Here is a 23,192-nt window from a genome sequence, read left to right as displayed (position 1 = left end):
CGTGGCACGAAGCTGCAGCCGGTCAGGCCACGTCGCCGAGCTCGTCGTCCAGGAGGTCGAACAGGTCGTCGGCCGTGATCTTGTCCAGGTCGTCCTTCTCCTCCGGCGCGGGTTCCGGCGTCCGGTCGCGCCACTTGGTGAGCAGGCGGTTCAGCGACGCGGCGATGTCGGTGTCCGTGTCGGAGTCGAGTTCCTCCAACGCCGTCTCCAGCTTCGCGATCGTGTCGACCACCGTCCGGAGGCGTTGCTTCGCCTGGCTGCCGCCCACCTCGGACAGCAGGTGCGCGACCAGGACCTGCGGGGTCGGGTAGTCGAACGTCAGCGTGGCCGGCAGCTTCAGGCCCGTCGCCGTGTTGAGCCGGTTGCGCAGCTCCACCGCGGTGAGCGAGTCGAAGCCCAGCTGCTTGAACTGCTGGTCCGCCGCGATCGTGTCGGGCGTGCCGTGCGCGAGGACCGTCGCCACGTTCGTGCGGACCAGGTCCAGCAGCAGCGCGCGCTGCTCGTCCTCCGTGCGGCCGGCCAGCTGCTGTGCCAGCGGGACCACCGCCGCCTTCGCGGTGCGGCGGCGCGGCACGAACGACCGCAGCGGTGGCGCCACGTTCGTCGCCGTGCGCAGCGCCTGCGGGTCCAGCTTCACCGGCACCAGGTGCGGCTCACCAGAGCGGCACGCCGCGTCGAACAGCGCCAGGCCCTCCTCGACGGTGTGCGCGTGCACGCCGCCGCGGTTGATGCGGGCCAGGTCCGCGTCGGTGAGGTTCGCGGTCATCGCGCTGTCCTGCGCCCACAGGCCCCACGACAGCGACACCGCGGGCAGACCCGCCGCGTGCCGGTGGACCGCGAGCCCGTCCAGGTACGCGTTGGCCGCCGCGTAGTTCGCCTGGCCCGCCGTGCCGAGGATGCCCGTCGCGGAGGAGAACAGGACGAACAACTCGACGTCACCGACCAGCTCGTGCAGGTTCCTGGCCGCGTCGACCTTGGGGCGCAGCACCGCGCCGACCTGCTCGGGGGTCAGCGAGTCGATGGTGCCGTCGTCGACCACACCCGCCGCGTGGATCACGCCGACCAGGTTGGGGATGCCGTCCAGCAGTGCCTTGAGCGCGTCGCGGTCGGCCGCGTCGCAGGCGACGATCTCCACACCCGGCTCAGCGGCCAGTTCCGCCGCTCCCGGTGCTTCCGGGCCCCGGCGGGAGGTCAGCACCAGGTGCCTGGCGCCGTGCTCGCTGATCAGGTGGCGGGCCAGCGCGGCGCTCAGGGCGCCGGTGCCGCCGGTGATCAGGACCGTGCCGTCCGGATCGAACAGTCGTCCGTCCTGTGTGGATGCCGCGGTGGACGTCGCGGTGGACGGAGCCTTGGCGAGGCGGGGCACCAGCACCTTGCCGTCGCGGACCGCCACCTGCGGCTCACCGGAGGCGAGTGCCGCGTCGAGGTCGTCCACGTCGGTGTCGATCAGCGTGAACCGGTCCGGCTGCTCGGTCTGCGCCGAGCGGACCAGGCCCCACACCGCGGCACCCGCGAGGTTCTCGCCGGTCGTCGCGCCGCGGGTGACCACGGCCAGCCGGTCGTCCGCGTGCCGCAGCGCGGAAAGCGTCTGCTGCACCGCCTCGCGGACGTCCTCGGTCTCGACGTGCAGCACGTCGGTGTTCTCGGCACCGGTCGCGGGGCCCGCCGGCACCCAGTCCAGCCGGTACAGCGAGTCCGGGCCGGAGTTCAGCGCCTCCGCGCTGACCGGCCGCGCGACCAGCGTGTCCACGCTCGCCACCGGCGCGCCCGTGCGGTCGGTGAGCGTCAGCGCGTACGCGTCCTGGCCCGTCTTCGTGATCCGCACCCGCACCGCCGTCGGGCTCGTGCCGGTGATCCGCACACCGCTCCAGCTGAACGGCAGCATCACCTGCTCGCCGTGCACCAGCATCGCGTGCAGCGCCGCGTCCAGCAGCGCCGGGTGGATGCCGTACTGCTCGGCGCGCAACCCCTCGGGCAGCGCCACCTCCGCGAACAGGTCGTCCCCGCGCTGCCACACGGCTGTCATGCCCTGGAACGCCGGCCCGTACTCGATGCCCAGGTCCGCGATCCGGTCGTAGTCCACCGGCAGCGGGGTCGCGTCGGGTGGCGGCCACTCGCCGGTCCAGGCGGGCGCGGGGTCGCCGGTGCTGAGCGTGCCGCTCGCGTGCTGGGTCCACGGGTCGTCCGTGCCTTCGCGCCGCGAGTGGATCCTGATGGGCCGCTGCCCGGACTCCTCCGGCTCACCGACCTCGACCTGGACGTGCACCGCGCCGGTCTCGGTCAGCACGAGCGGCGCGTGCAGTGTCAGCTCCTCGATCACGTCGAGGCCGGTGTGTGCGACATGTTCCATGGCGCGGCGGGCCAGCTCGACCAGCGCGGCACCCGGCACCAGGGTCGTGCCGAGCACGACGTGGTCGGTGAGCCACGGGTGGTCGCGCAGCGACAGCCTGCCGGTGAACACGACGCGCTCCGAGTCGGCGAGGCCGAGCGCCGCGCCGAGCAGCGGGTGCCCGGTCGCGCCGAGACCCAGCCCGGTGGCGCTGCCCGCCGACTCCTGCGTGATCAGCCAGTACCGCTGGTGCTGGAAGGCGTAGGTCGGCAGGTCGACCCGGCCGGCACCCGCGAACAGCGCGGACAGGTCGACGCGGACGCCGCGGGTGTGCAGCGTGCCGAGCGCCTCGACGACCGTGCGGACCTCGTCGCGGTCGCGGCGTGCGGTCGGCACGAAGTCGTCACCGCCGAGCGCGGTCAGCACCGCGTCCGGCCCGGCCTCGACGAACGTGCGGACACCTGCCGCTTGGAGCGCGGCGACGTTGTCGGCGAAGCGGACGGTGCCGCGGACGTGCCGCACCCAGTACTCGGGGTCGGTCGGTTCGGCGCCGATGATCGGGATGGCCGGCTCGTGGTAGGTGACGCTCGACGCGACCGCCCGGAACTCGTCGAGCATCGGTTCCATCAGCGGCGAGTGGAACGCGTGCGACACCGTGAGCCGCTTGGTCCTGCGGTCCGCGAACCGCGCCGCGATGGCCTCGGCGTCCGTCTCGTCGCCGGAGATCACGACCGAGTCGGGCGCGTTGATGGCGGCGATCCCGACCTCGCCGGTGAGGTGCGGGGTGAGCTCCTCTTCGGTGGCCTGGATGGCGATCATGGCGCCACCGCGGGGAAGTGCCTGCATCAGCTCACCGCGCGCGGCGACGACCGTGCACGCGTCCTCGAGTGACCACACCCCGGCGACGTGCGCCGCCGCCAGCTCACCGATCGAGTGGCCCGCCAGGTAGTCGGGCCGGACGCCCCACGACTCCAGCAAGCGGTACAGCGCCACCTCGAACGCGAACAGCGCGGGCTGGGTGTTGCCCGTGTCGCCGAGACCTTCGCCGCTGGTGATCACCGCACGGATGTCGGCCTCGAAGTGGGCGCAGACGTCGTCGAACGCGTCGGCGAACACGGGGAACGCCTCGTACAGCTCCTGTCCCATCGCGGTCCGCTGCGCGCCCTGACCGGTGAACACGACGGCGAGCTTGCCGTTGCGCACCACGTTCGTGGACAGCTCGGACAGCCCGCGCAGCAGCTCGTCGCGGTCCGCGCCGGACACGACCGCGCGGTGGTCGAACCCGACGCGGGTCTCGACGAGCGACCGCCCGACGTCCGCGATCGGCAGCGACGGCTGTGCCTCCACAAAGGACTTCAACCGGGCGGCCTGGTCCAGCAACGCCTGTTCCGAGCGCGCCGACAGCACCCACGGCACCACGGGTGGCGCGGCGGACGACTGCGCGGTCACGGCCTCTTCCGGCGCCTCTTCGATGATCACGTGCGCGTTGGTGCCGCTGACACCGAACGACGACACCCCGGCCCGGCGCGGCCGCCCGTTCCGCTCCCACGACCGCGGCTCGGTCAACAGCTCGACCGCGCCGGCCGACCAGTCGATCTTCTGGCTCGGCTCGGCCACGTGGAGGGTCTTCGGCAGCACGTTGTTGCGCATGGCGAGCACCATCTTGATGACGCCACCGACACCGGCGGCGGCCTGCGTGTGCCCGATGTTGGACTTCAGCGACCCCAGCCACAGCGGCCGGTCCCGGTCCTGCCCGTAGGTCGCCAGGAGTGCCTGCGCCTCGATCGGGTCACCCAGCGACGTGCCGGTGCCGTGCGCCTCGACCGCGTCCACATCGGACGGAGCAAGGCCGGAACCCGCGAGCGCGGACCGGATGACCCGCTGCTGCGACGGCCCGTTCGGCGCGGTCAGCCCGTTCGACGCGCCGTCCTGGTTGACGGCGGAGCCCCGCAGCAGCGCGAGCACCGGGTGCCCGTTGCGGCGTGCGTCCGAAAGCCGTTCGACGACGAGCACCCCGACGCCCTCGGCCCACGCGGTGCCGTCGGCCTCGTCGGAGAACGCCTTGCAGCGGCCGTCCTTCGCGAGCCCGCGCTGGCGCGAGAACTCCACGTACAGGCCCGGCGTCGCCATCACGGTCACGCCACCGGCGAGTGCGAGCGTGCACTCCCCGGACCGCAAGGCCTGCGCGGCGAGGTGCAGTGCCACGAGCGATGACGAGCACGCCGTGTCGATCGTGACCGCGGGCCCCTCGAAGCCCAGCGTGTACGCGACCCGGCCGGACGCGACACTGCCCGCGGTGCCGGTGCCCCAGAACCCTTCGACGCCGTCGGGCACCGCGCTGGAGCGGGCCGCGTAGTCGTGGGTCATGAGGCCGGTGAACACGCCGGTGGCCGAGCCACGCAGCGTGGCGGGGTCGAGGCCGCCGCGTTCGAGCGCCTCCCAGCAGGTTTCCAGGAACACGCGCTGCTGCGGGTCCATGGCGAGTGCCTCGCGGGGGCTGATGCCGAAGAACTCGGCGTCGAACTCGGCCGCGTCGAGCAGGAAGCCGCCCTGGTCGACGTAGCTGGTGCCGGGGGTGTCCGGGTCCGGGTCGAACAGGTTCGCGAGGTCCCAGCCGCGGTCGGTGGGGAACGGCGTCACGCCGTCCACGCCCGCGGTGAGCATCGCCCACAGTTCGTCCGGTGTGGACACCCCGCCGGGGTAGCGGCAGGCCATGCCGACGATCGCGATCGGCTCGTCGGTCACCCGTGCCGGCGCGGCTGTGACGGTCTGCTGTTCCTGGCCGTCACCCAGCTCGGCGAGCAGGAACTCGACCAGTGCCTCGGGTGTGGGGTAGTCGAACGTGAGCGTGGCGGGCAGGCGCAGCCCCGTCGCCGTGTTGAGCCGGTTGCGCAGCTCCACCGCGGTGAGCGAGTCGAAACCCAGCTGCTTGAACGCGTTCGTCGCGGTCACCGCGTCCGGGTCCGGCAGCGCGAGGACCGACGACACCTGCGTGCGCACGACGTCCAGCAGGAAGACGCGCCGCTCGTCGTCCGTGCGACCGGCGAGCTGCTGGGTCAGCGCGGCGCCGCCGGTGCTCTTGCGCTTGCGGGGGATCTTCACCATGCCGTGCAGCGGTGGCGGCGCGGTGGTCGCCGTGCGCAGGGCCGCCTGGTCCAGGGTGACCGGCACGAGGTGCGGTGCGCCCGAGCGGCACGCCGCGTCGAACAGGGCGAGGCCGTCCGCGACGGAGTGCGGCAGGACACCACCGCGGTTGAGACGGGCGCGGTCGGCGTCGGTGAGGTTGGCGGTCATCGCGCTGTCCTGCGCCCACAGGCCCCACGACAGCGCGATCGCGGGCTTGCCCTGTGCGTGCCGGTGCGCGGCGAGGCCGTCGAGGAACGCGTTGGCGGCGGCGTAGTTCGCCTGCCCGGCGGTGCCGAGGATGCTCGCCACCGACGAGAACAGGACGAACAGCTCGACGTCACCGGCCAGCTCGTGCAGGTTCCACGCCGCGTCGACCTTGGGCCGCAGCACGGCCTCGACCCGCTCGGGGGTGAGCGAGGAGAGGATGCCGTCGTCGAGGACACCGGCCGCGTGGATCACACCCACCAGGTCCAGGATGTCCGCCAGCAGCGCGGTGAGCGCGTCGCGGTCGGCCGCGTCACACGCGGCGATCTCGACACGGGCACCCAGTTCGGTCAGCTCGTCCCGCAGCTCGGCCGCGCCCGGGGCGTCGAGGCCGCGGCGGGACGTGAGCACGAGCTTCGTGGCGCCGTGCTGGGTGATCAGGTGGCGGGCCAGCGCGCCACCGAGCGCGCCGGTGCCGCCCGTGAGGAGGACGGTGCCCGCCGGGTCGAACAGGCGGGTGTCCGATGTGGACGTCTCCGCCCTGGTGAGGCGGGGGACGGTCAGGTTGCCGTCGCGGACCGCGACCTGCGCCTCGCCGGACGCGATCGCCGCGTCCAGGAGGTCGCCGTCAGTTTCGACCAGCACGAACCTGTCCGGCTGCTCGGTCTGCGCCGACCGGACCAGCCCCCACACGGCCGAGCCCGCGAGATCGCCGGGGCGGGTGACCACGGCCAGGCGGCCGGTGTCCTCCTGCAGAGCGGCGAGGGTGCCGAGCACGGCCTCCCGCACCGGGGTGCCCGCCTCGACCAGGTGGACCGGGAGGTCGTCGCGGTCGACCGGGGTGGGCACGGTGACCCACTCGGTCGTGTACAGCGCGGCCGTCGGGGCCGTGGCGCCGCCGATCTGGTCGGTCGAGACCGGCCGCAGCGTCACCGACTCCGCGTCCAGCACCGGGTTGCCCTCGGCGTCGGTCGCGCGCACGCGGACCGCGCTGGTGCCCTCCGGGGTGAGCTGGACGCGCAGGACGGTCGCGCCGGAGCGGTGCAGCCGCACCCCGCGCCACGAGAACGGCAGCCACGCCTGCGCCCGCCGCTCACCGCCGTCGCTGTCGTCCAGGTGCAGCACGACCGGGTGCAGGGCCGCGTCGAGCAGTGCCGGGTGCACGCCGAACCGCGCGGCGCCGGCCTGCTCCTCCTCGCGCAACGTGACCTGCGCGTACAACTCTTCTCCGCGCCGCCACACGTCCTGCACGCCCTGGAACGCGGGACCGTAGGTGAAGCCGCGGGACAGCAGCCAGTCGTAGAAGTCGCCCACGGTGGCGGGTTCCGCGCCCGCCGGCGGCCACTCCGTGTCCACGGCGGCCGGTGCCGGGGTCTGGTCGTCGGTGAGGACACCCGCCGCGTGGAGGGTCCACTCACCATCGGCTTCGGCTGGCCGTGAGTACACCTCGACGGTCCGGCGGCCGTGCTCGTCGGGCCTGCCGGTCCACACCTGCAGGTCGACCGGCTTGTCGTGGGTGAGCGTGAGCGGCGCCTGGAGCGTCAGCTCCTCGATGGCCGCGTGCCCGGTCGCGTCGGCGGCCCGGCCCGCCAGCTCGACGAACGCGGTGCCCGGCAACAGGATCGTGTCGAGCACGGCGTGGTCGGCGAGCCACGGCTGCGCCTGCAGCGACAGCCGCCACGTCAGCACGAGCCGGTCGGAGTCGGCGACACCGAGCATCGCGCCGAGCAGCGGGTGCCCGGTCGCGGTGAGCCCGGCCGCGCCGAGGTCGCCGAGGTCGGCGGGACGCAGCCAGTAGGAGCGGCGCTGGAACGCGTAGGTCGGCAGCTCGACCACGGCCGCGCCGGGGAAGAACGCCTGACTGTCCACAGTGGTCACGGTGGCGAGGCGGCCGAACGCGTCGGCGACGGTCCGCAGCTCGTCCCGGCCCGCCCGCAGCAGCGGGATCGCGCCGTCGGTCAGCGCGCTCAGCACCGCGTCCGGCCCGGCCTCGACGAACGTGCGGACACCTGCGGCTTCGAGTGCGGCGATGTTGTCGGCGAAGCGGACGGTGCCGCGGACGTGCCGCACCCAGTACTCGGGGTCGGTCGGTTCGGCGCCGGCGATCGGGATGGCCGGTTCGTGGTAGGTGACGCTCTCGGCGATCGCGCGGAAGTCGTCGAGCATGGGGTCCATGAGCGGCGAGTGGAACGCGTGCGAGACGGTGAGCTGCTTGGTCTTGCGGCCCTGCACGGTGAACGCGGCCGCAATCGCTTGCGCGGCGCTCTCGTCACCCGAGATCACGACCGAGTCGACGCGGTTGATGGCCGCGATGCCGACGGCGTCGGTGAGGTGTGGGGTGATCTCCTCCTCGGTGGCCTGGATCGCGATCATGGCGCCACCGGAGGGCAGCGCCTGCATCAGCGCACCCCGCGCCACCACGACCTTGCAGGCGTCCTCGAGCGACCACACCCCCGCGACGTGGGCCGCGGCCAGCTCACCGATCGAGTGCCCGGCCAGGTAGTCCGGCCGGACGCCCCACGACTCCAGCAGCCGGTAGAGGGCGACCTCGACCGCGAACAGCGCGGGCTGGGTGTTGCCGGTGTCGTCGAGCCCGGCACCGGAGACGATCACCTCGCGGATGTCGGCCGCGAACCGCGCGCACACCTCGTCGAACGCGGCCGCGAACACCGGGAACTCCCGGTACAGCTGCTGCCCCATCGCGACCCGCTGCGCGCCCTGACCGGTGAACAGCACCGCGAGCTTCCCGGACGTGCCGGTGAACGGCGCCCCGGCCGTGAGGCCCACCAGCAGCTCGTCGCGGTCCGCGCCCGTCACCACCATCCGGTGGTCGAACCGCGCCCGCGAGTCGAGCAGCGACCGCCCGACGTCGGCGATCCGCAGCGACGGCCGTGCCGCCACGTAGGACTTCAGGCGCAGCGCCTGGTCCCGCAGCGCGTCCTCGGTCCGCGCCGACAGCACCCACGGCACCACCGACGGTCCGGTCGCGGGCTCGGCGACGGTCGCGGGCGGCGCCTCCTCGATGATCACGTGCGCGTTGGTGCCGCTCATGCCGAACGACGACACGCCGGCCCGGCGCGTCACGTTCCCGGCCCGCCAGGTCGTTGGCTCGGTCAGCAGGGTCATCGCCCCCGCCGACCAGTTGACCTTCCGCGTCGGCTCACCGACGTGCAGCGTCTTCGGCAGCATCCCGTTGCGCAGCGCCATCACCATCTTGATGACACCGCCCACCCCGGCCGCGGCCTGCGCGTGGCCGATGTTGGACTTCAGCGACCCCAGCCACAGCGGCCGGTCCCGGTCCTGCCCGTAGGTGGCGAGCAGCGCCTGCGCCTCGATCGGGTCACCCAGCATGGTGCCGGTGCCGTGGGCCTCCACCGCGTCCACATCGGACGCCGCGAGACCCGCGTTGGCGAGCGCCTGCCGGATGACCCGCTGCTGCGACGGGCCGTTCGGGGCGGTCAGCCCGTTGGACGCGCCGTCCTGGTTGATCGCGGTGCCGCGCAGCACGGCCAGCACCTGGTGCCCGTTGCGCCGCGCGTCGGACAGCCGTTCCACGACGAGCATGCCCGCGCCCTCGGACCAGCCGGTGCCGTCGGCGTCGTCGGAGAACGCCTTGCACCGCCCGTCCGGCGACAGCCCGCCCTGGCGGGAGAACTCGGTGAACGTCTCGGGCCCGGACATCACGGTCACACCACCCGCGATCGCGAGCGAGCACTCACCGGACCGCAGCGCCTGCACGGCGAGGTGCAGCGCCACGAGCGACGACGAGCACGCCGTGTCGACGGTCATCGCGGGACCTTCCAGCCCCATCACGTACGCGATGCGGCCGGACGCGACACTGCTCGCGATGCCGGTGATGAGGAAGCCCTCGACACCGTCCTCCTCCGCGTGCCCGCCGCGGCCGTAGTGCTGCACCGGAACCCCCGCGAACACGCCGGTGTCGGTGCCGCGCAACGCGGTCGGGTCGATGCCCGCGCGCTCGAGCGCCTCCCACGAGGTCTCCAGCAGCAGCCGTTGCTGCGGGTCCATCGCGAGTGCCTCACGGGGGCTGATGCCGAAGAACTCCGCGTCGAAGTCGGCCGCGTCGTGCAGGAAACCGCCGTACCGCGCGCTGATCGTGCCCGGCCCGTCGCCGTCGAACAGCGCGGCCAGGTCCCAGCCGCGGTTGGTGGGGAACGCGGACACCGCGTCGACACCGTCGACGACGAGCCGCCACAGCTCGTCCGGCGACGTCACGCCACCGGGGAAGCGGCAGCCCATGCCGACGATCGCGATCGGGTCGTCGTAGCGGGCGGTGACGGTCGTGGTGGTCTGCTCGGCCGTGGCGCCGACACCCAGCTCGGACAGCAGGTGTTCCACCAGCGTGTCGGGGGTCGGGTAGTCGAAGATCAGGGTGGCGGGCAGGTCGAGGCCGGTGGCGGCGCACAGCCTGCCGCGCAGCTGCACGGCCGCGAGGGAGTCGAAACCCAGCTGCCGGAACGGGGTCTCGGCGTCCAGGATCGCAGGCGCCTGGCTGTCGAGCACCGCGATCGTCTCGGTGTGGACCAGGTCCAGCACGGTCCGCGTGCGGTCCGGACCCGACAGTGCCGTGAGACGCTCGACCAGCTCGGCGAGCCGCGCTTCCGCGCCGGGCGCGTTCAGCATCGCGGTCGAGCCGGTGGCCAGCTCGTTGCGGCGCGCGGCGACCACGCTCGGCGCGCCCGCCGCGAGTGCCAGGTCGAACGTGGCGGCGCGGCGCTCGTCCGGGAGCGTGAGGAAACCGGTGGGGGACCACGTGATCGCCACCGAGGGCAGTCCGAGCACCGCGCGGTGGCGGGCCAGCGCGTCGGCGTACGCGGTCGACGGGGTGTCGTAGCCGGTGGTCAGGAGCACGAACGCCGACAGCTCCAGAGCGAGGGTCTGCTCGTGCGCGTACTGCGCGACCGAGGGCGCCGGGTCGGTGCACACGACAGCCGTGATGTCCTTGCGGTCGGCCAGGACCGCGGCCAGCGCGGCGGCGTCCTCCGCGGTGACGACGGTCGTGCCGTGGGCCTCGGCGAGGTGCCGGGCCAGTGACTCGTCCGCCTTGCCGACCAGCACGGCGGTGCCACCGAGCGCCGGTCCGCCGGTCGCCGCCGGCACGGGCGAGAACCGGGGCCGCAGCAGGGTTTCCGACCGGATCGCGACCTCGTCGTGCCCGGACGCCACGGCGCCGCGCAGCACGAGTGCGGTGGCGGCGTCGGCGTCGACGAGCGCGATGCGGCACGGGTAGCGCTTCTGGATCTCCCGCGCGTGCGCCCACGCGGCGGCCAGCCCCGGCTCGGGGGAGTAGCCGCCCGCGTGCACGGCACCCCGGGTCAGCAGCACGAGGCGGGTCACCGCGACCAGCTCGTCGGCCAGGAACGCCCGCGGCTCACCGGGTGGCATGCCGTCGGCGTCCAGCTCGACGCACGCGACGTCCGGGGCGGCCCGCCCCGAGGCGACGGCCTCGGCCAGCGCGGGCAGGTCCGGGTAGGTGTCGGCGAAGGCCTCGGTGTCGGACGCGAGCACGCCGGGGCCGACCAGGACCCAGTCGCCTGGCTCGGTGTCGACCGCGTTCCCGACCGGCTCCCAGTCCAGCGCGAACAGCTCGTCGGTGACGGTCGTCGCGAGCAGCCGGGCCGGGGTGTCGAGCAGCCGGTGCCGGATGACCGCACCCGCCGCCGAGCGCGGGATCGCGGGCACGGTGAAGATCTCGACCGGCACCGCGGCGGGCGGCAGCTGGTCACGGCACCGCGACAGGAGTGTCGTCGGGTCCGGGTCACCGACCACGTACGCGACCGCGGTCGCACCGAGGTCGTCGTGCGGGCGCCCGGCCACGGCCGCGTCGGTGACGCCGTCGAGCCCGCGCAGCACGGCCTCGGCACGCTCCGGTCGCACCCGCTCGTCGCCGACGACGATGACGTCGGCGAGCCTGCCGGTGACCGTCAGGTAGCCGGACTCGTCGCGGCGGGCCAGGTCACCGGTGCGGTACCAGCCGGTGCGCAGCACGGACGCGGTCGCGTCGGGGAGGTTGTGGTAGCCGCCCGCCATCACGTTCGGGCCGCTGACCCACAGCTCGCCTTCCTGGCCGGTGCCCATGTCGGTGCCGGTCAGCGGGTCGACGATGCGCACGCTCAGGCCCGGCACGGGCAGGCAGCGCGCCTCCCTGGTGTCCTCACCGCGGGGCCAGGTCAGCGCGACCGGGCCGGTCTCGGTGGTGGTGTAGACGTCGAGCAGCGGCGCGGCGAACGTGGCGGCGAACGCTGTGCGCAGGTCCGCGTCGCTCGCCGCGCCGACCACGAGGCCCGCCCGCAGGTCCGGTGCCTCGGCGTCCAGGAGGGTGCGCAGGATCGCCGTGGTGCCCACGACGATGGTGCTGTCGGCCAGTGCTTCGGCCAGTACTTCTGTCAGGGCCGCTTCTGCCAGGGCTGATGCTGTCGGGTCCGCTGCGAACCGCACCGTGGCGCCGACCGCGATCGCGGCCAGCACGGCGAGGTGGTGCGCGAGGCCGTCGTGCACCGGCAGCGGCCACAGCAGACGGTCCTCTTCGGACAGCCCGACGACCGGTGCGTACGCGGCGGCCGCCGACCACAGCGCGTTGCGCTGCGTGGACAGGACACCCTTGCGGGGGCCGGTCGTGCCCGCCGTGTAGACCAGGAAGGCCAGGTCGTCGAGCGCGAGGTCGTCGGTCGGCTGCGCGCCGGGTTCGGTGGTCGCCAGGTCCTCGAACGACGTGCCGGTGCCGCCATCGACGATCACGTTGAGTGGCGCGGGGTCCAGTGCCGTGACCCGGTGTTCGTGCGCCGCGGTGGTGATGACCGTGTCGGCGCCGCTGTCGGTGATCAGCCGGGCCAGCTCCGCGTCGTCCAGCGCCGGGTCGAGCGGCACCGCGATCGCACCCGCCCTGCTGACGGCCACGATGCTCTCGACGGCGGTCACGCCGTCCGTGTTGTCGACGAGCACGGCGACGCGGTCCGACGGCCACACGCCGAGATCCGCGAGGTGACCCGCGATCCGCGCGGTGCGCGTCGCGAGGTCGGCGTGCGTCACCGCACGCCGGGAGTCGGCGAACGCGACCCGTTCGCCGTACCGGCTCGCGTTCTCGCAGAGCAGCTCGGGAAGGGGCCGGAGCAGTTCGGTACGCGGCATGTCAGTGGCCTCGCAAAGAAAGTCGGTGGTACCAGGGCCCATGCTGTCCCTGGTCGCTCACTGCCCGGTAACCCGTTCGTCAACCCGCTCGTGACGCCGTCGTGGCGACCTGGATCGTGGCGTCGTGGTCGAGGATCTGCTGTTGCAGCTCCTGGAGGTCGCGGCCCGGTTCGAGACCGAGGCTGTCGACGAGTGCCTCGCGTGTGCGCCGGTAGATCCGCAGCGCGTCCGCCTGTCTGCCGGACCGGTACAGCGCCAGCATGAACTGCCTGCACAGCCGCTCCCGCATCGGTTCGGTCGCGGTCAGCACCTCCAGCTCCGGCGTGATCTCCCGGTGCCGCCCGCACGCGAGCTCCGCGTCGAGCCGGTCCTCCAGCGCGGACAGCCGCTCGTCCTCGACGGCGGTCAGCTCCGACCACCGGTAGCCGGCCTCGACCAGATCGGCGAGTGCCCGGCCGCGCCACAGCGACAGCCCGGCACGCAGCAGCTCGGCTCCCCGTTCCGGTTCCCCGTCGGCGATCGCGGCCCGCCCGACCTTCGCGAGTGCGCGAAACCGGTGCAGGTCAACGGTTTCGGTGTCCACGTGCAGCTGGTAGCCGGGCGCGTGGGTGTGCAGTGCGGCCGTCGGCCGTCCCGTGCGCGACTGTTCGGAAAGGACACGACGGATCCCCGACACCGCGTTCTGGATCATCTTGCGCGCGGTGGGTGGCGGCGGACCGTCCCACATGGCCTGTAACAGGTGGCTGGTCGGCACCACTTTGTTCGCGTGAAGCACCAGGTAGCCGAGGATCGCGCGTTGTTTGACACCACCCAGTTCGAGCGGTTCGGCGTCGCTGGTGACCTCGATACTCCCGAGCACAGAAAACCTCATGGGCTTCACTCCGAGTCAGAAACGCCCCCAGGCACGGGTAATGCTTTCACTCGGCACGCGCCGGAGGAACATTGCCATCTCACGCATTCCGGTGTGAACAACGGAAATGGATGCGATGAGCGTTTCATGGTGGGCCCCGCCACCGGGTCGCTCACGGTAACCGACCGGCTGCGCTGTGTCGATATGAGCGATTCATGCCTGGTCCGGGTGAGAAAGCATGGGCGAATGATGAGCATGGACCTTGTCGCGGAGTACCCCGATGCCGCAGATTTGAGACCAGCGGTTGCTCCCCGCTATCGCATACGAACCCCGAGGAGACTCCACATGTCCACCACCACGACAGAGATTCTCCGTTCCTTCTTCTTCAACGGCGATGAGGCTCCGGCCGGCGGTAACATCAGCATCGACGTACTGGACAGCTGGACCAACGCCGGTCTGGCCGCCGCCGCCCCGACCACGATCAGCTGGTCGGACGGGCGCGCGGCGGGCAACACCACCGTCGTGTCCTGAGTCGACAGACAGCCGTGGGCTCATCACCGGATCGGGCCGGTGGTGGGCCCATTGTCCTGTTGGCACCTTCCTGACCTGCACGAACAAACTCCCGAGGTGAGCGAGATGACCGAGGTCGACCTGTGGGTGCGACGGTTCCACCCGGCGGACGACGCCGAGACCCAGCTGCTGTGCCTGTCGCACGCGGGCGGGTCCGCCAGCTACTTCTTCGGCGTGTCACGGGCTCTCGCCCCCGAGATCGACGTGCTGGCCGTGCAGTACCCCGGCCGCCAGGACCGGCTCCGCGAGCCGTGCCTGCGCTCGATCCACGACCTCGCCGACGCCCTGGTGCCCGCCATCGCACCACTGACCGGCCGGCCGCTCGCGATCTTCGGCCACAGTCTCGGTGCGACACTCGGCTATGAGGTTGCCCGCCGTTTGGAGCAGTCGGGGGTCATACCGACCGCCCTGTTCGCATCCGGCCGTCCGGCGCCACATCGCAGCCGGTTGGAGCGCACCCATTTGCGCGACGACGCTGGTCTGCTTGCCGCGATGAAGCAGCTCGGCGGCACCGAGGCCGCGTTGCTGGACGACGAGGACGTCCTGGCGATGGTCATGCCCGCGATCCGCGCGGACTACACGGCCGCGGAAACGTACACCCACCGCGCCGGACCGAAACTCAGCTGCCCCATATTCGCGCTCACCGGCGACGACGATCCCAAAGCGACGGTCGCGGAGGTGGAGGCGTGGCGCGAGCACACCGAAGCGGAATTCGAACTGTCGGTGTTCCCGGGCGGACACTTCTACCTCAACAACGTCGTGCCGGACATTCTCGCGAAGCTCCGCACGCACGCCAGGTCGGTTTCCTCCGCGTCGCCGAGATGACGGGCTTCAGCGAGCGTCCTCATGGTGTGTGTCGTTGCCCTGGGTATCGTCGCCCTGGGTGTCGTCGTCTTGTGTGCCGTCGCCGAGCCGCCGGACCGACTCGCTCTGGTGGGCGAGCCTGCGCAACGCGGTGACCAGCGTGTCGCCGAGCACCGTGCCCACCACCACGCCCTCCAACATGGCGTCCACGTCGGCGATGCCCGCGACGTAGTCGAGGTCCGCGGTCGCGATCCGCTCGCACGCGTCGGCGTAGACGTCCAGTTTGTGTGTCCACACGCCGTGTTCGAGCTGTCGTGCGCTCGCCAGCACCGCGACCACGGTCTGCCACGCCTTGCTCTCGGGTTTCACCTGCCAGCCGCGTCGCTCGACGAGGTCGGCCACCTTCCGTTCCGCCTCCGCCCACGCCTCGTCGCGGGGCAGCTCGGGTTCTCCGCTGATGCTCTCTTGTGCGGTGTAAAGGATCTTGCGTACCGTCTCACCCGGCGCGTCCGCCGCCGCCAGCACGTCGCGCACGGCCGCGATCGTCAGCCCGCCGACGTCGACGAGCGCGCGGATGAGCCGGAGTCTGCGCAGGTGGGCGCCGTCGTAGTTCGCCTGGTTCTTGCTGACCAGCTCGCCTGCGGGCAGCAGACCCTCGCGCAGGTAGTACTTGATCGTGGGCACCGACACGCCGCTGCGGCTGCTCAACTCCTTGATGCGCATGGCGGCTCCCCTTCTTGACCAGCGGAGCTGAGCCTATCACTATGGATAGCAGATAGTATCGCTATCCGGAGCGGCTGGAGGAACCTGATGCGAACCGTTTCCGGTCTGGTCCGCGATGCGTTCGCCTGGCACAGACCGCTGATGTGGTTCGCCGCGTTCGCCGCGGCGGTGACGGGTGTGGCGGTGGTCGGCCTGCTGGTCGACGACCGGATGCTGGTCGGCGCGCCCATCTGGGCGAAGCCGTGCAAGTTCGCGTTCTCGTTCGGCCTGTACGCGGTGACGTGGGCGTGGATGCACTCACTCCAGCGACGGCACGTGCGGCTCGGCTGGCACCTCGGTACGTTCGCCGCCATCGCGTGCGCGTTCGAGGTGGCGGTCGTGTTCCTGCAGACCGTGCGCGGGCACCGCAGCCACTTCAACGTCGCCACCCCGTTCGACACCGCCATGTGGACGATCATGGGGTCGAGCATCGTGGTGCTGTGGGTGGTGAACCTCGCCGGCACGATCCTGCTGATGTTGGAGAAGCACGCCGAACGCCCCGCGCTGCTCGCGTTGCGTCTCGGTGCGTTCATCACGATCGGGGGGATGACCATCGCGTTCCTGATGACGTGGGGCACCGACGAACAACGCGCCAACAGGCCGATGAAGATCATCGGCTCGCACAGTGTCGGGGTACCGGACGGTGGGCCGGGCATGGCGGTGACGGGGTGGAGCACGACCGGTGGTGACCTGCGGGTGCCACACTTCATCGGCGTCCACGGCCTGCAGCTCATGCCGCTGTTCGTGGTGGCGCTCGGCTTCCTGGCGGTGGGTGTGCCCCGGCTGCGCGACGAACTTGTGCGCGTTCGTCTCGTGTGGACGTTCGGGGGCCTGTGCGCCGGCCTGCTCGTGCTGACCGCGTGGCAGGCGCTGCGGCGTCAGCCGTTCACCAGTCCGGACTTACTGACCATTGGTGCGTTCGGTGTACTGGTGGCGGGGACCATGGTCGCAGCCACGTGTGCGCTCCGCGCAGGCAAGAGAATGCCGGTGCGGTCGCCCGTTCCCGAGGAGGCACTGGTCTGATGTCCACCGCGTTCACGCTCGTCTTCGTTGCCGCAGCGCCGTTCTGGGCGTTGATGATCTTCGCGCCCGCGTGGGGGTGGACCCGCCGGATCGTGTCGTCGCCGTGGTCCGTCACTCCACCGCTGGTGTTCTGGTTCGTCTTCGCACTGCCCAACCTCGCCGACCTGCTGCCCGCGGTCGCGAAGCCGACCCTCGCCGCGTGGCAGGAACTGGTGACCGACCCGGCCGCGATGACCGCCGTGTGGGCACAGGTCATCGCCTGGGACCTGTTCGTCGGCCGCTGGATGTACCTGGACAGCCGTGAGCGCGGCATCCACCCGCTGGTGATGGGGCCGCTGCTGGTGCTGGCCATCCTGTTCTCGCCCGTCGCGGTGCCCCTGTACCTGCTCCTGCGCGGTGTGCTGGGCCGTACCGGGCAGCAGACGGCGGAGCTTCGCGAGCGGACCGCGGTCTCTGCCTGAGACCACGCGCCGGTTCTCCTGACGTTACCGGCCGAATACCCGAATCGGACATGATCTCCTTATCTGACCGCGGTTTCGTCGGTTTCCCAAGGAGAACACATGGCCGGGAAATGCCCGCTGCACGGACACGAGCAGCCGTTGGACGACGCGTACTTCACGAACCCCTACGCCACGTACGCGCGGCTCAACGAAGCCGGTCCGGTGCACCGGTTCTGTCTGCCGGATGGTATTCCGGTGTGGGCGGTGACCTCGTACGACGAGGTTCGTGGATGGCTGCGGGACCAGCGGCTGGCCCGGCGCCGCAGCTTCGCGAACGAGGACTACACCAACGACGTGCCACCGGAAGGCGTGCCGGTCGCGCCACTGGTGATGGAGGACCAGCCTGAGCACGGCCACACGCGCAGGCTGGTCAACTTCGCGTTCATGCCCCAGCGGGTGGCGCAGATGCGCGACAAGATCGACGCGCTCGTGGCCGGTCTGCTCGACGACCTCGAGGCGGCGGGCGCCGGTGGTGAGGTCGTCGACCTGGCCGGGCTGTTCTGCGCACCGCTGCCGATCGTCATGGTCAGCGAGATGCTCGGGGTGCCGAAGGAGTCGTGGGACGACGTCCGGCGCTGGACCGACGACATCTTCGGCCGTGTCGACGAGGTGAACTACGAAGCCAAGGTCGGCTTCGCGAACCTCCTGCGCGGGCTCATCGCCGAACGCACGGCGGAGCCGAGGGACGACCTGATCTCCGTCTGGGCGCAGGCGACCGACATGAACGGCGAGGTCATCCCGCCGGAGCAGGTGATGCTGCTGATCCTCAGCATCTACACCGGTGGGTTCGACAGCACGCTGGGCGCCCTCGCCTCCTCGGCCATCGACCTCATGAACCACCCCGAGCACACCGCCGAGTTCGTGGCCAAACCTGGCCTCGTGCCCGCGGCGGTCGAGGAGCTGTTGCGGCGCAACGGTTCCGTGCACCGCGGGTTCCGCAGGTTCGCCCGCGAGGAGGTGGAGATCGCCGGACACAAGATCAGCGTCGGCGACACCGTCATGCTCTACGTCAGCGCGGCCGACCGGGACCCCAAGCAGTTCCCGGACCCGGACGTGATGGACTTCAACCGGCCGCCGCACCAGCACATCGCGTTCGGCCGCGGACCGCACGTGTGCCCCGGCGCGGAACTCGCGCGACTGGAGATCCGGATCGGTCTGCACGCCCTCTTCTCGCGGTTCCCGGACATCCGGCTCGCCGTGCCGGAAGAGGAGCTGGAATGGCGCGAGTCGACGTTCATCCGGGTACCGCGCACGCTGCCCGTGATCCTGTCCTGAACGGCTTCTGTGAGTCCGGGCCACTGAACCAGCGCGCAGGGTGAACTGTTGTGAAAGGCGCGTTGACGGCATCCGCGATGCTGTGAAAGGCGCGTTCAGGTCACTCAAGGCCGTGAAAGCGCCTTTCACGGCACCGGCTGTGCCGTCAACGCGCCTTTGACGGCGAAGGCGTCCCGGGCGCTGCGCGCCCCAACCAGCGAAACCAACCACGAGACCGAACGATTACCCGGCGGTGGTCCCGCGGTTGACGAAGGGCGACTGAGCGCATACCCCCTCTCGGCATACTGGCCCCATCGCGACATCGGCAGACGGGTGGGAATTCATGTCCACGGAACGGGTTCTGCCCTCCTACTGGGCAGTGGTGCTGACCGCGTCCGGTGCGAACTTCCTCGCGATGCTGGACTCCACGGTCACCATGCTCGCCATGCCCGCGCTCGCGCGCGAGTTCCCCACCGCTTCGCTGCCGGACCTCTCCTGGGTCATGAGCGCCTACGCCGTCCTCTTCGCCGCCTTGCTCGCCCCCTGCGGGCGGATCGCGGACACCCTGGGACGCAAGAGGATCTTCCTCGGTGGGATCGTCCTGTTCACGCTGGCTTCGCTGCTCTGCGCGCTGTCGCCCAACCTGCCACTGCTCATCGCGGCCCGCGCTCTTCAAGGGGCCGGCGCCGCTGTCATGGTGCCCGCTTCGCTTTCCGTGTTGCTCATGGACACCTCGCCGCAGAAGCGGGTCATGTCGATCTCCCTGCTCAGCGCTGCCGGTGGGGTCGCCGCCGCGGTGGGGCCCGGGCTTGGTGGGTTGCTCGTCGAGGCGTTCAGCTGGCACGCCGTCTTCCTCATCAACATTCCGGTCGGCATCGCTCTGGTGATCGCCGGGGTGCGGGTGCTGCACAAGGCGCCCGCCACCGGTGGGTTGCCCGATCTGGCCGGCACGATCCTCCTCGCGGCCGGCATCGGTGGGCTCACGCTCGGCGTCACTAACGGGACCACCTGGGAGTGGACCTCGACCAGGACGCTCGCCTGTCTCGTCGGCGGGGTGCTGTGCCTCGTGCTGGCGGTGATGCGTTCCGTCCGGCACTCGTCGCCCGCGTTCGAGCTCTCCCTGTTCCGCGGCAACCGGTCGTTCGCCGCCGCCAACGTCGTCGCCCTGCTCTACGGCTGTGTCATGTACGCCTGGTTGCTCGGTGCCGTTCTCTTCCTCACCGACATCTGGCGCTACACCGAGCTGGAGGCCGGACTCGCGCAGACCGTCGGGGCTGTCGTCGCCGCCATCGGTGCCGTGGTGATGGGGAAGGTCATGGGGCGCTTCGGTGGTCCCCGGTTCGCTGCCGTGCTCGGGATGGCCGCGCACGCAGCGGTGCCCGCCCTTCTCCTGTTCTTCCTCACCAGGGAGAGCGCGTTCCTGACGATCTGGTTGCCTGCCAGCGTGTTCGTCGGCTTCGGGATCGGGGCCACCATGATGGCCACGATGTCCGCCGCGGCCGAGTCCGCGCCCGCCACCAAGTTCGCCAGCGTCAGTGCGCTCAACAACACCGCTCGCCAGATCGGCGGGGCGCTCGGCGCGGCCGCCGTCGCCACCATCCTGCAGTCCGGCACGGACGCCCGTGGGGCCCGGACCGTGTCGTCCTACCTGAACGTGTTCACGTTCTGCCTGGTCCTGACTGTGATCGCCATCGTCGTCGCCGTCATCGGACTGAACCAAAACGGAGGGAAGAAAAATGGCGGACAAGTGCCCCATGCACGGCCACGACATGCCGTTCGATGAAGAGTACTGGCACGCGCCGTTCGACACGTACGCCCAGTTCCACGAGCAGGGTCCCGTGCACCGCGTCTGCCTGCCCGACGGCATCCCCGTCTGGCTGGTGACCGGCTACACCGAGGTCTACGACGCGCTGCGCGACCAGCGCCTCGCCCGGCACCGCAAGTACGCGGGCGCCGACTACACCAACCACCTCCCGCCCGAGGGGCTGCCGCAGTCGCGCCTCGTCATGGAGGACCCGCCGGACCACACGAAGTCCCGCCGCCTGGTGAACTTCGGGTTCGTGCCGCGGCGGATGCGGTTGCTGAAGCCGAAGATCCACGAGCTGGTCGCGGGCCTGCTGGACGACATCGCGGCCAAGGGTTCCGACGGCGGCGTCGTCGACCTGATGGACACCTTCTGCGCGCCCCTGCCGATCACCGTGATCTGCGACCTCGTCGGCATGCCGGAAGAGGAGCGCGTGCACGTCCGCGAGTGGGGTGAGCTGGTCTTCTCCGGGCAGCTCGTCAACCCGCAGGGCATCGGCGCCGCGATGGCCCGCGCGCTCGTCGAGCGCCGCACCAACCCCCAGGACGACCTGCTCACCACGTGGGCCGAGGTGACCGACGACGACGGGAACCTGCTGCCGCCGGAAGACCTGTCGCACATGGCGCTGATCATGTTCGCCGCCGGGTACGACAGCACGATGGGCATGCTCTCCTGCAGCACGCTCGCGCTGATGGAGCGGCCGGAGTACGCGACGCGTCTCGCGACCGCCGACGAGGACGAGCTGCACAAGCTGATGGAAGAGATGTTCCGGATGTACAGCCCGACCCAGCGCGGGTTCCGCCGGTTCGCGCGGGAGGACCTGGAGCTGGGTGGCCAGAAGATCTCCGCCGGCGACACCGTCTTCCTGTCCATCGGCGCCGCCGACCGCGATCCGGACAAGTTCCCCAACGCCAACGAGCTGGACTTCGAGCGGGCCGAGAACAAGCACCTGGTGTTCGGTCGCGGCCCGCACGCGTGCCCGGGTGCGGAGCTCGCCCGCATCGAGAACGGCATCGCGCTGCAGGAGCTGTTCAAGCGGTTCCCGAACCTGAAGCTGGCCGTGCCTGCCGAGGACATCAAGTGGCGTGAGTCCACGCTCATCCGGCTGCCCCTGTCGCTGCCGGTCACCATCTCCTAGGGGAGTGACATGTTGAGGACCGATCTGATCCGGCCGCTGACCGAGCTGCTCCGCCAGCACGCCGCCGCGACCCCGAACAAGGTGGCGTTCGTCGACCCGTGGCGCAGCGTGACGTGGGCGGATCTGGAGCTGCGGTCGGCGCGGGTGGCCGGTCACTTGGCAGACATGGGCCTGCAGCCCGCCGACCGGGTGCTGCTGTACCTGGACAACATGGTGGAGGCGGTGGAGAGCCACCTCGCGGTGCTGCGCGCCGGCGCCATCAGCGCACCGATCCACATCGGACTGGGGGACGCCGAGCTGGCGACGTTGCTCGCCGAGAGCCGCGCGACCACGATCTTCACCGACATCGCGCACGCGCACCAGGTGAACCGGGTGCGCCGCGGCTTCCCGAACCTGACGGTCGTGCTGGTCGACCACGAAGGCGAGGACCTCGACGACGACCTGCCGTTGTTCCCGCTGTTCTCCGAACTGGCCGAGGTCGAGTCGGAGGCTCCGGCCGACGGCGACCTCGGACTGGACGACCTCTCGTTCCTCACCTACACCGCGGGTGTCACGGGCGCCCCGCGCGCCGTGTTGTTCAGCCAGCGCAACGTGATGTGGGCGATCGCCGCCTGCTACGCACCGATCCTGGGGTTGGGGCCCGAGGACCGGGTGGCCTGTCCACTGCCGCTCGCGCACGGCATCACCCAGCAGGTCGCCGTGATCGGTGTGCTCGCCACCGGCGCCACCGGATTGCTCACGCCGACGGCGGCCGAGGACGTCGCCGACCTGATGGCCAACCGGACCACGTTCCTCGCGGACCTGGCCAGGCAGCGGATCACGTTCGTCGCAGGTCTCCCCAGCACGTACCAGGACATGCTCTGGGCGGCGAGCTACGTGGACGTCGAGCTGCCGGAGCTGCGGGTCGCGCTCGTCGCGGGCGCGTCCTCGGTGAACGCGCTGCGCACGCGGTTCGAGGAGCGGTTCGGCCACCCGCTGCTGGACAGCTACATGACCACCGAGACCACCGGACCGGTCGCGGTGAGCGGCCCGGCCGACGACGGCTGCGGGCTGCCGATCCCCGGTGTCAGCGTGCGGGTCATCGACCCGAGGACCGGCAAGGACGCCGGTGTCGGGCAGGAGGGCGAGCTGTGGGTCAGCGGCCCGAACGTGACCGCGGGCGGCTACCACCTGCAGGCCGCCGAGATCAGCGACGGCTGGTTCCACACCGGTGACCTCGCCACCCGCGACGCGCACGGCTCCCTGACGATCACCGGCCGGATGGCCGAGCTGATCACGCGTGGTGCCACCCCGGTCAACCCGCGCGAGATCGAGCACGTGCTGCGCGGTGTCGACGGCGTGGCCGCCGCGGTGGTCGTCGGCGAGCTGGACGAGGCGCTCGGCGAGGTGCCGGTCGCGTACCTGCAGACCGGGCCGGACGGGGTCGACCCGGCCGCGGTGTTCACGGCGTGCCGTGCGCTGTCGCCCGCGAAGGTGCCGGTGAAGCTGTACCGGGTGCCTGAGCTGCCCCGGGTGCGGGCGGGCAAACCCGCGCGCCTCGCCCTGCGCGACCTCGCCGCGGAACTGCTTGCCGTGCAGCCCGTCGAGCGGGGCACCCGCTCCCGGAACCCGCTGACCGACCCCGCTGACTGACCTGACGAACCCACCGGCTGATCTCCGGCCAGGCGAAGCACCCCGAT

General features: G+C 71.4%; 11 protein-coding genes. 8 read left to right on the top strand and 3 right to left on the bottom strand.

Going from position 1 to position 23,192, the window contains the following annotated elements; translation table 11 throughout:
- Positions 1–22: 22 nt before the first annotated feature.
- Together FHR82_RS28085 and FHR82_RS28080 are read right to left on the bottom strand one after the other, a co-directional pair.
- Positions 23–12,808: a type I polyketide synthase gene (locus FHR82_RS28085; protein WP_184813570.1), complete on the bottom strand. Its 12,786-nt coding sequence runs from the start codon at positions 12,806–12,808 to the stop codon at positions 23–25.
- A 79-nt stretch (positions 12,809–12,887) separates the two neighbouring features.
- Positions 12,888–13,679 carry an AfsR/SARP family transcriptional regulator gene (locus FHR82_RS28080; RefSeq protein WP_184813569.1) on the bottom strand — a complete coding sequence of 264 codons (792 nt, stop codon included), beginning with the start codon at positions 13,677–13,679 and terminating at the stop codon, positions 12,888–12,890.
- A gap of 324 nt (positions 13,680–14,003) precedes the next feature.
- Between FHR82_RS28080 and FHR82_RS28075 the strand changes: the two genes are divergently transcribed.
- Positions 14,004–14,189, top strand: a complete 186-nt coding sequence (locus tag FHR82_RS28075) for a hypothetical protein (RefSeq protein ID WP_184813568.1) — start codon at positions 14,004–14,006, stop codon at positions 14,187–14,189.
- 105 nt (positions 14,190–14,294) lie between these two features.
- Positions 14,295–15,053 (top strand): thioesterase II family protein, encoded by a 759-nt coding sequence (locus FHR82_RS28070; RefSeq protein WP_184813567.1) that lies wholly within the window; start codon positions 14,295–14,297, stop codon positions 15,051–15,053.
- Between the two features lie 6 nt (positions 15,054–15,059).
- Here FHR82_RS28070 and FHR82_RS28065 read toward each other — a convergent pair whose 3' ends face one another.
- Positions 15,060–15,755, bottom strand: coding sequence for a MerR family transcriptional regulator (locus tag FHR82_RS28065; RefSeq protein ID WP_184813566.1), 696 nt, complete (start codon positions 15,753–15,755; stop codon positions 15,060–15,062).
- An 87-nt stretch (positions 15,756–15,842) separates the two neighbouring features.
- Between FHR82_RS28065 and FHR82_RS28060 the strand changes: the two genes are divergently transcribed.
- The 6 genes from FHR82_RS28060 to FHR82_RS28035 all read left to right on the top strand — a co-directional run bounded on the left by FHR82_RS28060 (position 15,843) and on the right by FHR82_RS28035 (position 23,145).
- The gene (locus FHR82_RS28060) at positions 15,843–16,817 is read left to right on the top strand and encodes a hypothetical protein (RefSeq protein WP_184813565.1); all 975 of its coding nucleotides are present in this window, start codon (positions 15,843–15,845) and stop codon (positions 16,815–16,817) included.
- Positions 16,817–17,278 (top strand): ABA4-like family protein, encoded by a 462-nt coding sequence (locus FHR82_RS28055; RefSeq protein ID WP_184813564.1) that lies wholly within the window; start codon positions 16,817–16,819, stop codon positions 17,276–17,278. Before FHR82_RS28060 ends, FHR82_RS28055 begins: the two co-directional genes overlap by 1 nt.
- A 99-nt stretch (positions 17,279–17,377) precedes the next feature.
- Entirely contained in the window at positions 17,378–18,592 is a 1,215-nt protein-coding gene (locus FHR82_RS28050) for a cytochrome P450 (protein ID WP_184813563.1), read from the top strand.
- A 322-nt stretch (positions 18,593–18,914) separates the two neighbouring features.
- Entirely contained in the window at positions 18,915–20,354 is a 1,440-nt protein-coding gene (locus FHR82_RS28045) for a DHA2 family efflux MFS transporter permease subunit (protein WP_184813562.1), read from the top strand.
- Positions 20,341–21,513, top strand: coding sequence for a cytochrome P450 (locus FHR82_RS28040; RefSeq protein ID WP_184813561.1), 1,173 nt, complete (start codon positions 20,341–20,343; stop codon positions 21,511–21,513). The genes FHR82_RS28045 and FHR82_RS28040 overlap by 14 nt, the downstream gene beginning before the upstream one ends.
- Positions 21,514–21,522: 9 nt before the next feature.
- Entirely contained in the window at positions 21,523–23,145 is a 1,623-nt protein-coding gene (locus FHR82_RS28035) for a class I adenylate-forming enzyme family protein (protein WP_184813560.1), read from the top strand.
- Positions 23,146–23,192 lie beyond the last annotated feature (47 nt).

The organism is Actinophytocola algeriensis, from assembly GCF_014203735.1.
Classification (GTDB): Bacteria; Actinomycetota; Actinomycetes; order Mycobacteriales; family Pseudonocardiaceae; genus Actinophytocola; species Actinophytocola algeriensis.
This window is presented reverse-complemented; position numbering and strand designations above follow the sequence as displayed.

Coding starts and splice junctions, on each gene's coding strand:
- FHR82_RS28065 (WP_184813566.1), bottom strand. CDS start 15,755: ATGCGCATCAAGGAGTTGAGCAGCCGCAGCGGCGTGTCGGTGCCCACG.
- FHR82_RS28045 (WP_184813562.1), top strand. CDS start 18,915: ATGTCCACGGAACGGGTTCTGCCCTCCTACTGGGCAGTGGTGCTGACC.
- FHR82_RS28070 (WP_184813567.1), top strand. CDS start 14,295: ATGACCGAGGTCGACCTGTGGGTGCGACGGTTCCACCCGGCGGACGAC.
- FHR82_RS28055 (WP_184813564.1), top strand. CDS start 16,817: ATGTCCACCGCGTTCACGCTCGTCTTCGTTGCCGCAGCGCCGTTCTGG.
- FHR82_RS28085 (WP_184813570.1), bottom strand. CDS start 12,808: ATGCCGCGTACCGAACTGCTCCGGCCCCTTCCCGAGCTGCTCTGCGAG.
- FHR82_RS28040 (WP_184813561.1), top strand. CDS start 20,341: ATGCCGTTCGATGAAGAGTACTGGCACGCGCCGTTCGACACGTACGCC.
- FHR82_RS28080 (WP_184813569.1), bottom strand. CDS start 13,679: ATGAGGTTTTCTGTGCTCGGGAGTATCGAGGTCACCAGCGACGCCGAA.
- FHR82_RS28060 (WP_184813565.1), top strand. CDS start 15,843: ATGCGAACCGTTTCCGGTCTGGTCCGCGATGCGTTCGCCTGGCACAGA.
- FHR82_RS28035 (WP_184813560.1), top strand. CDS start 21,523: ATGTTGAGGACCGATCTGATCCGGCCGCTGACCGAGCTGCTCCGCCAG.
- FHR82_RS28075 (WP_184813568.1), top strand. CDS start 14,004: ATGTCCACCACCACGACAGAGATTCTCCGTTCCTTCTTCTTCAACGGC.
- FHR82_RS28050 (WP_184813563.1), top strand. CDS start 17,378: ATGGCCGGGAAATGCCCGCTGCACGGACACGAGCAGCCGTTGGACGAC.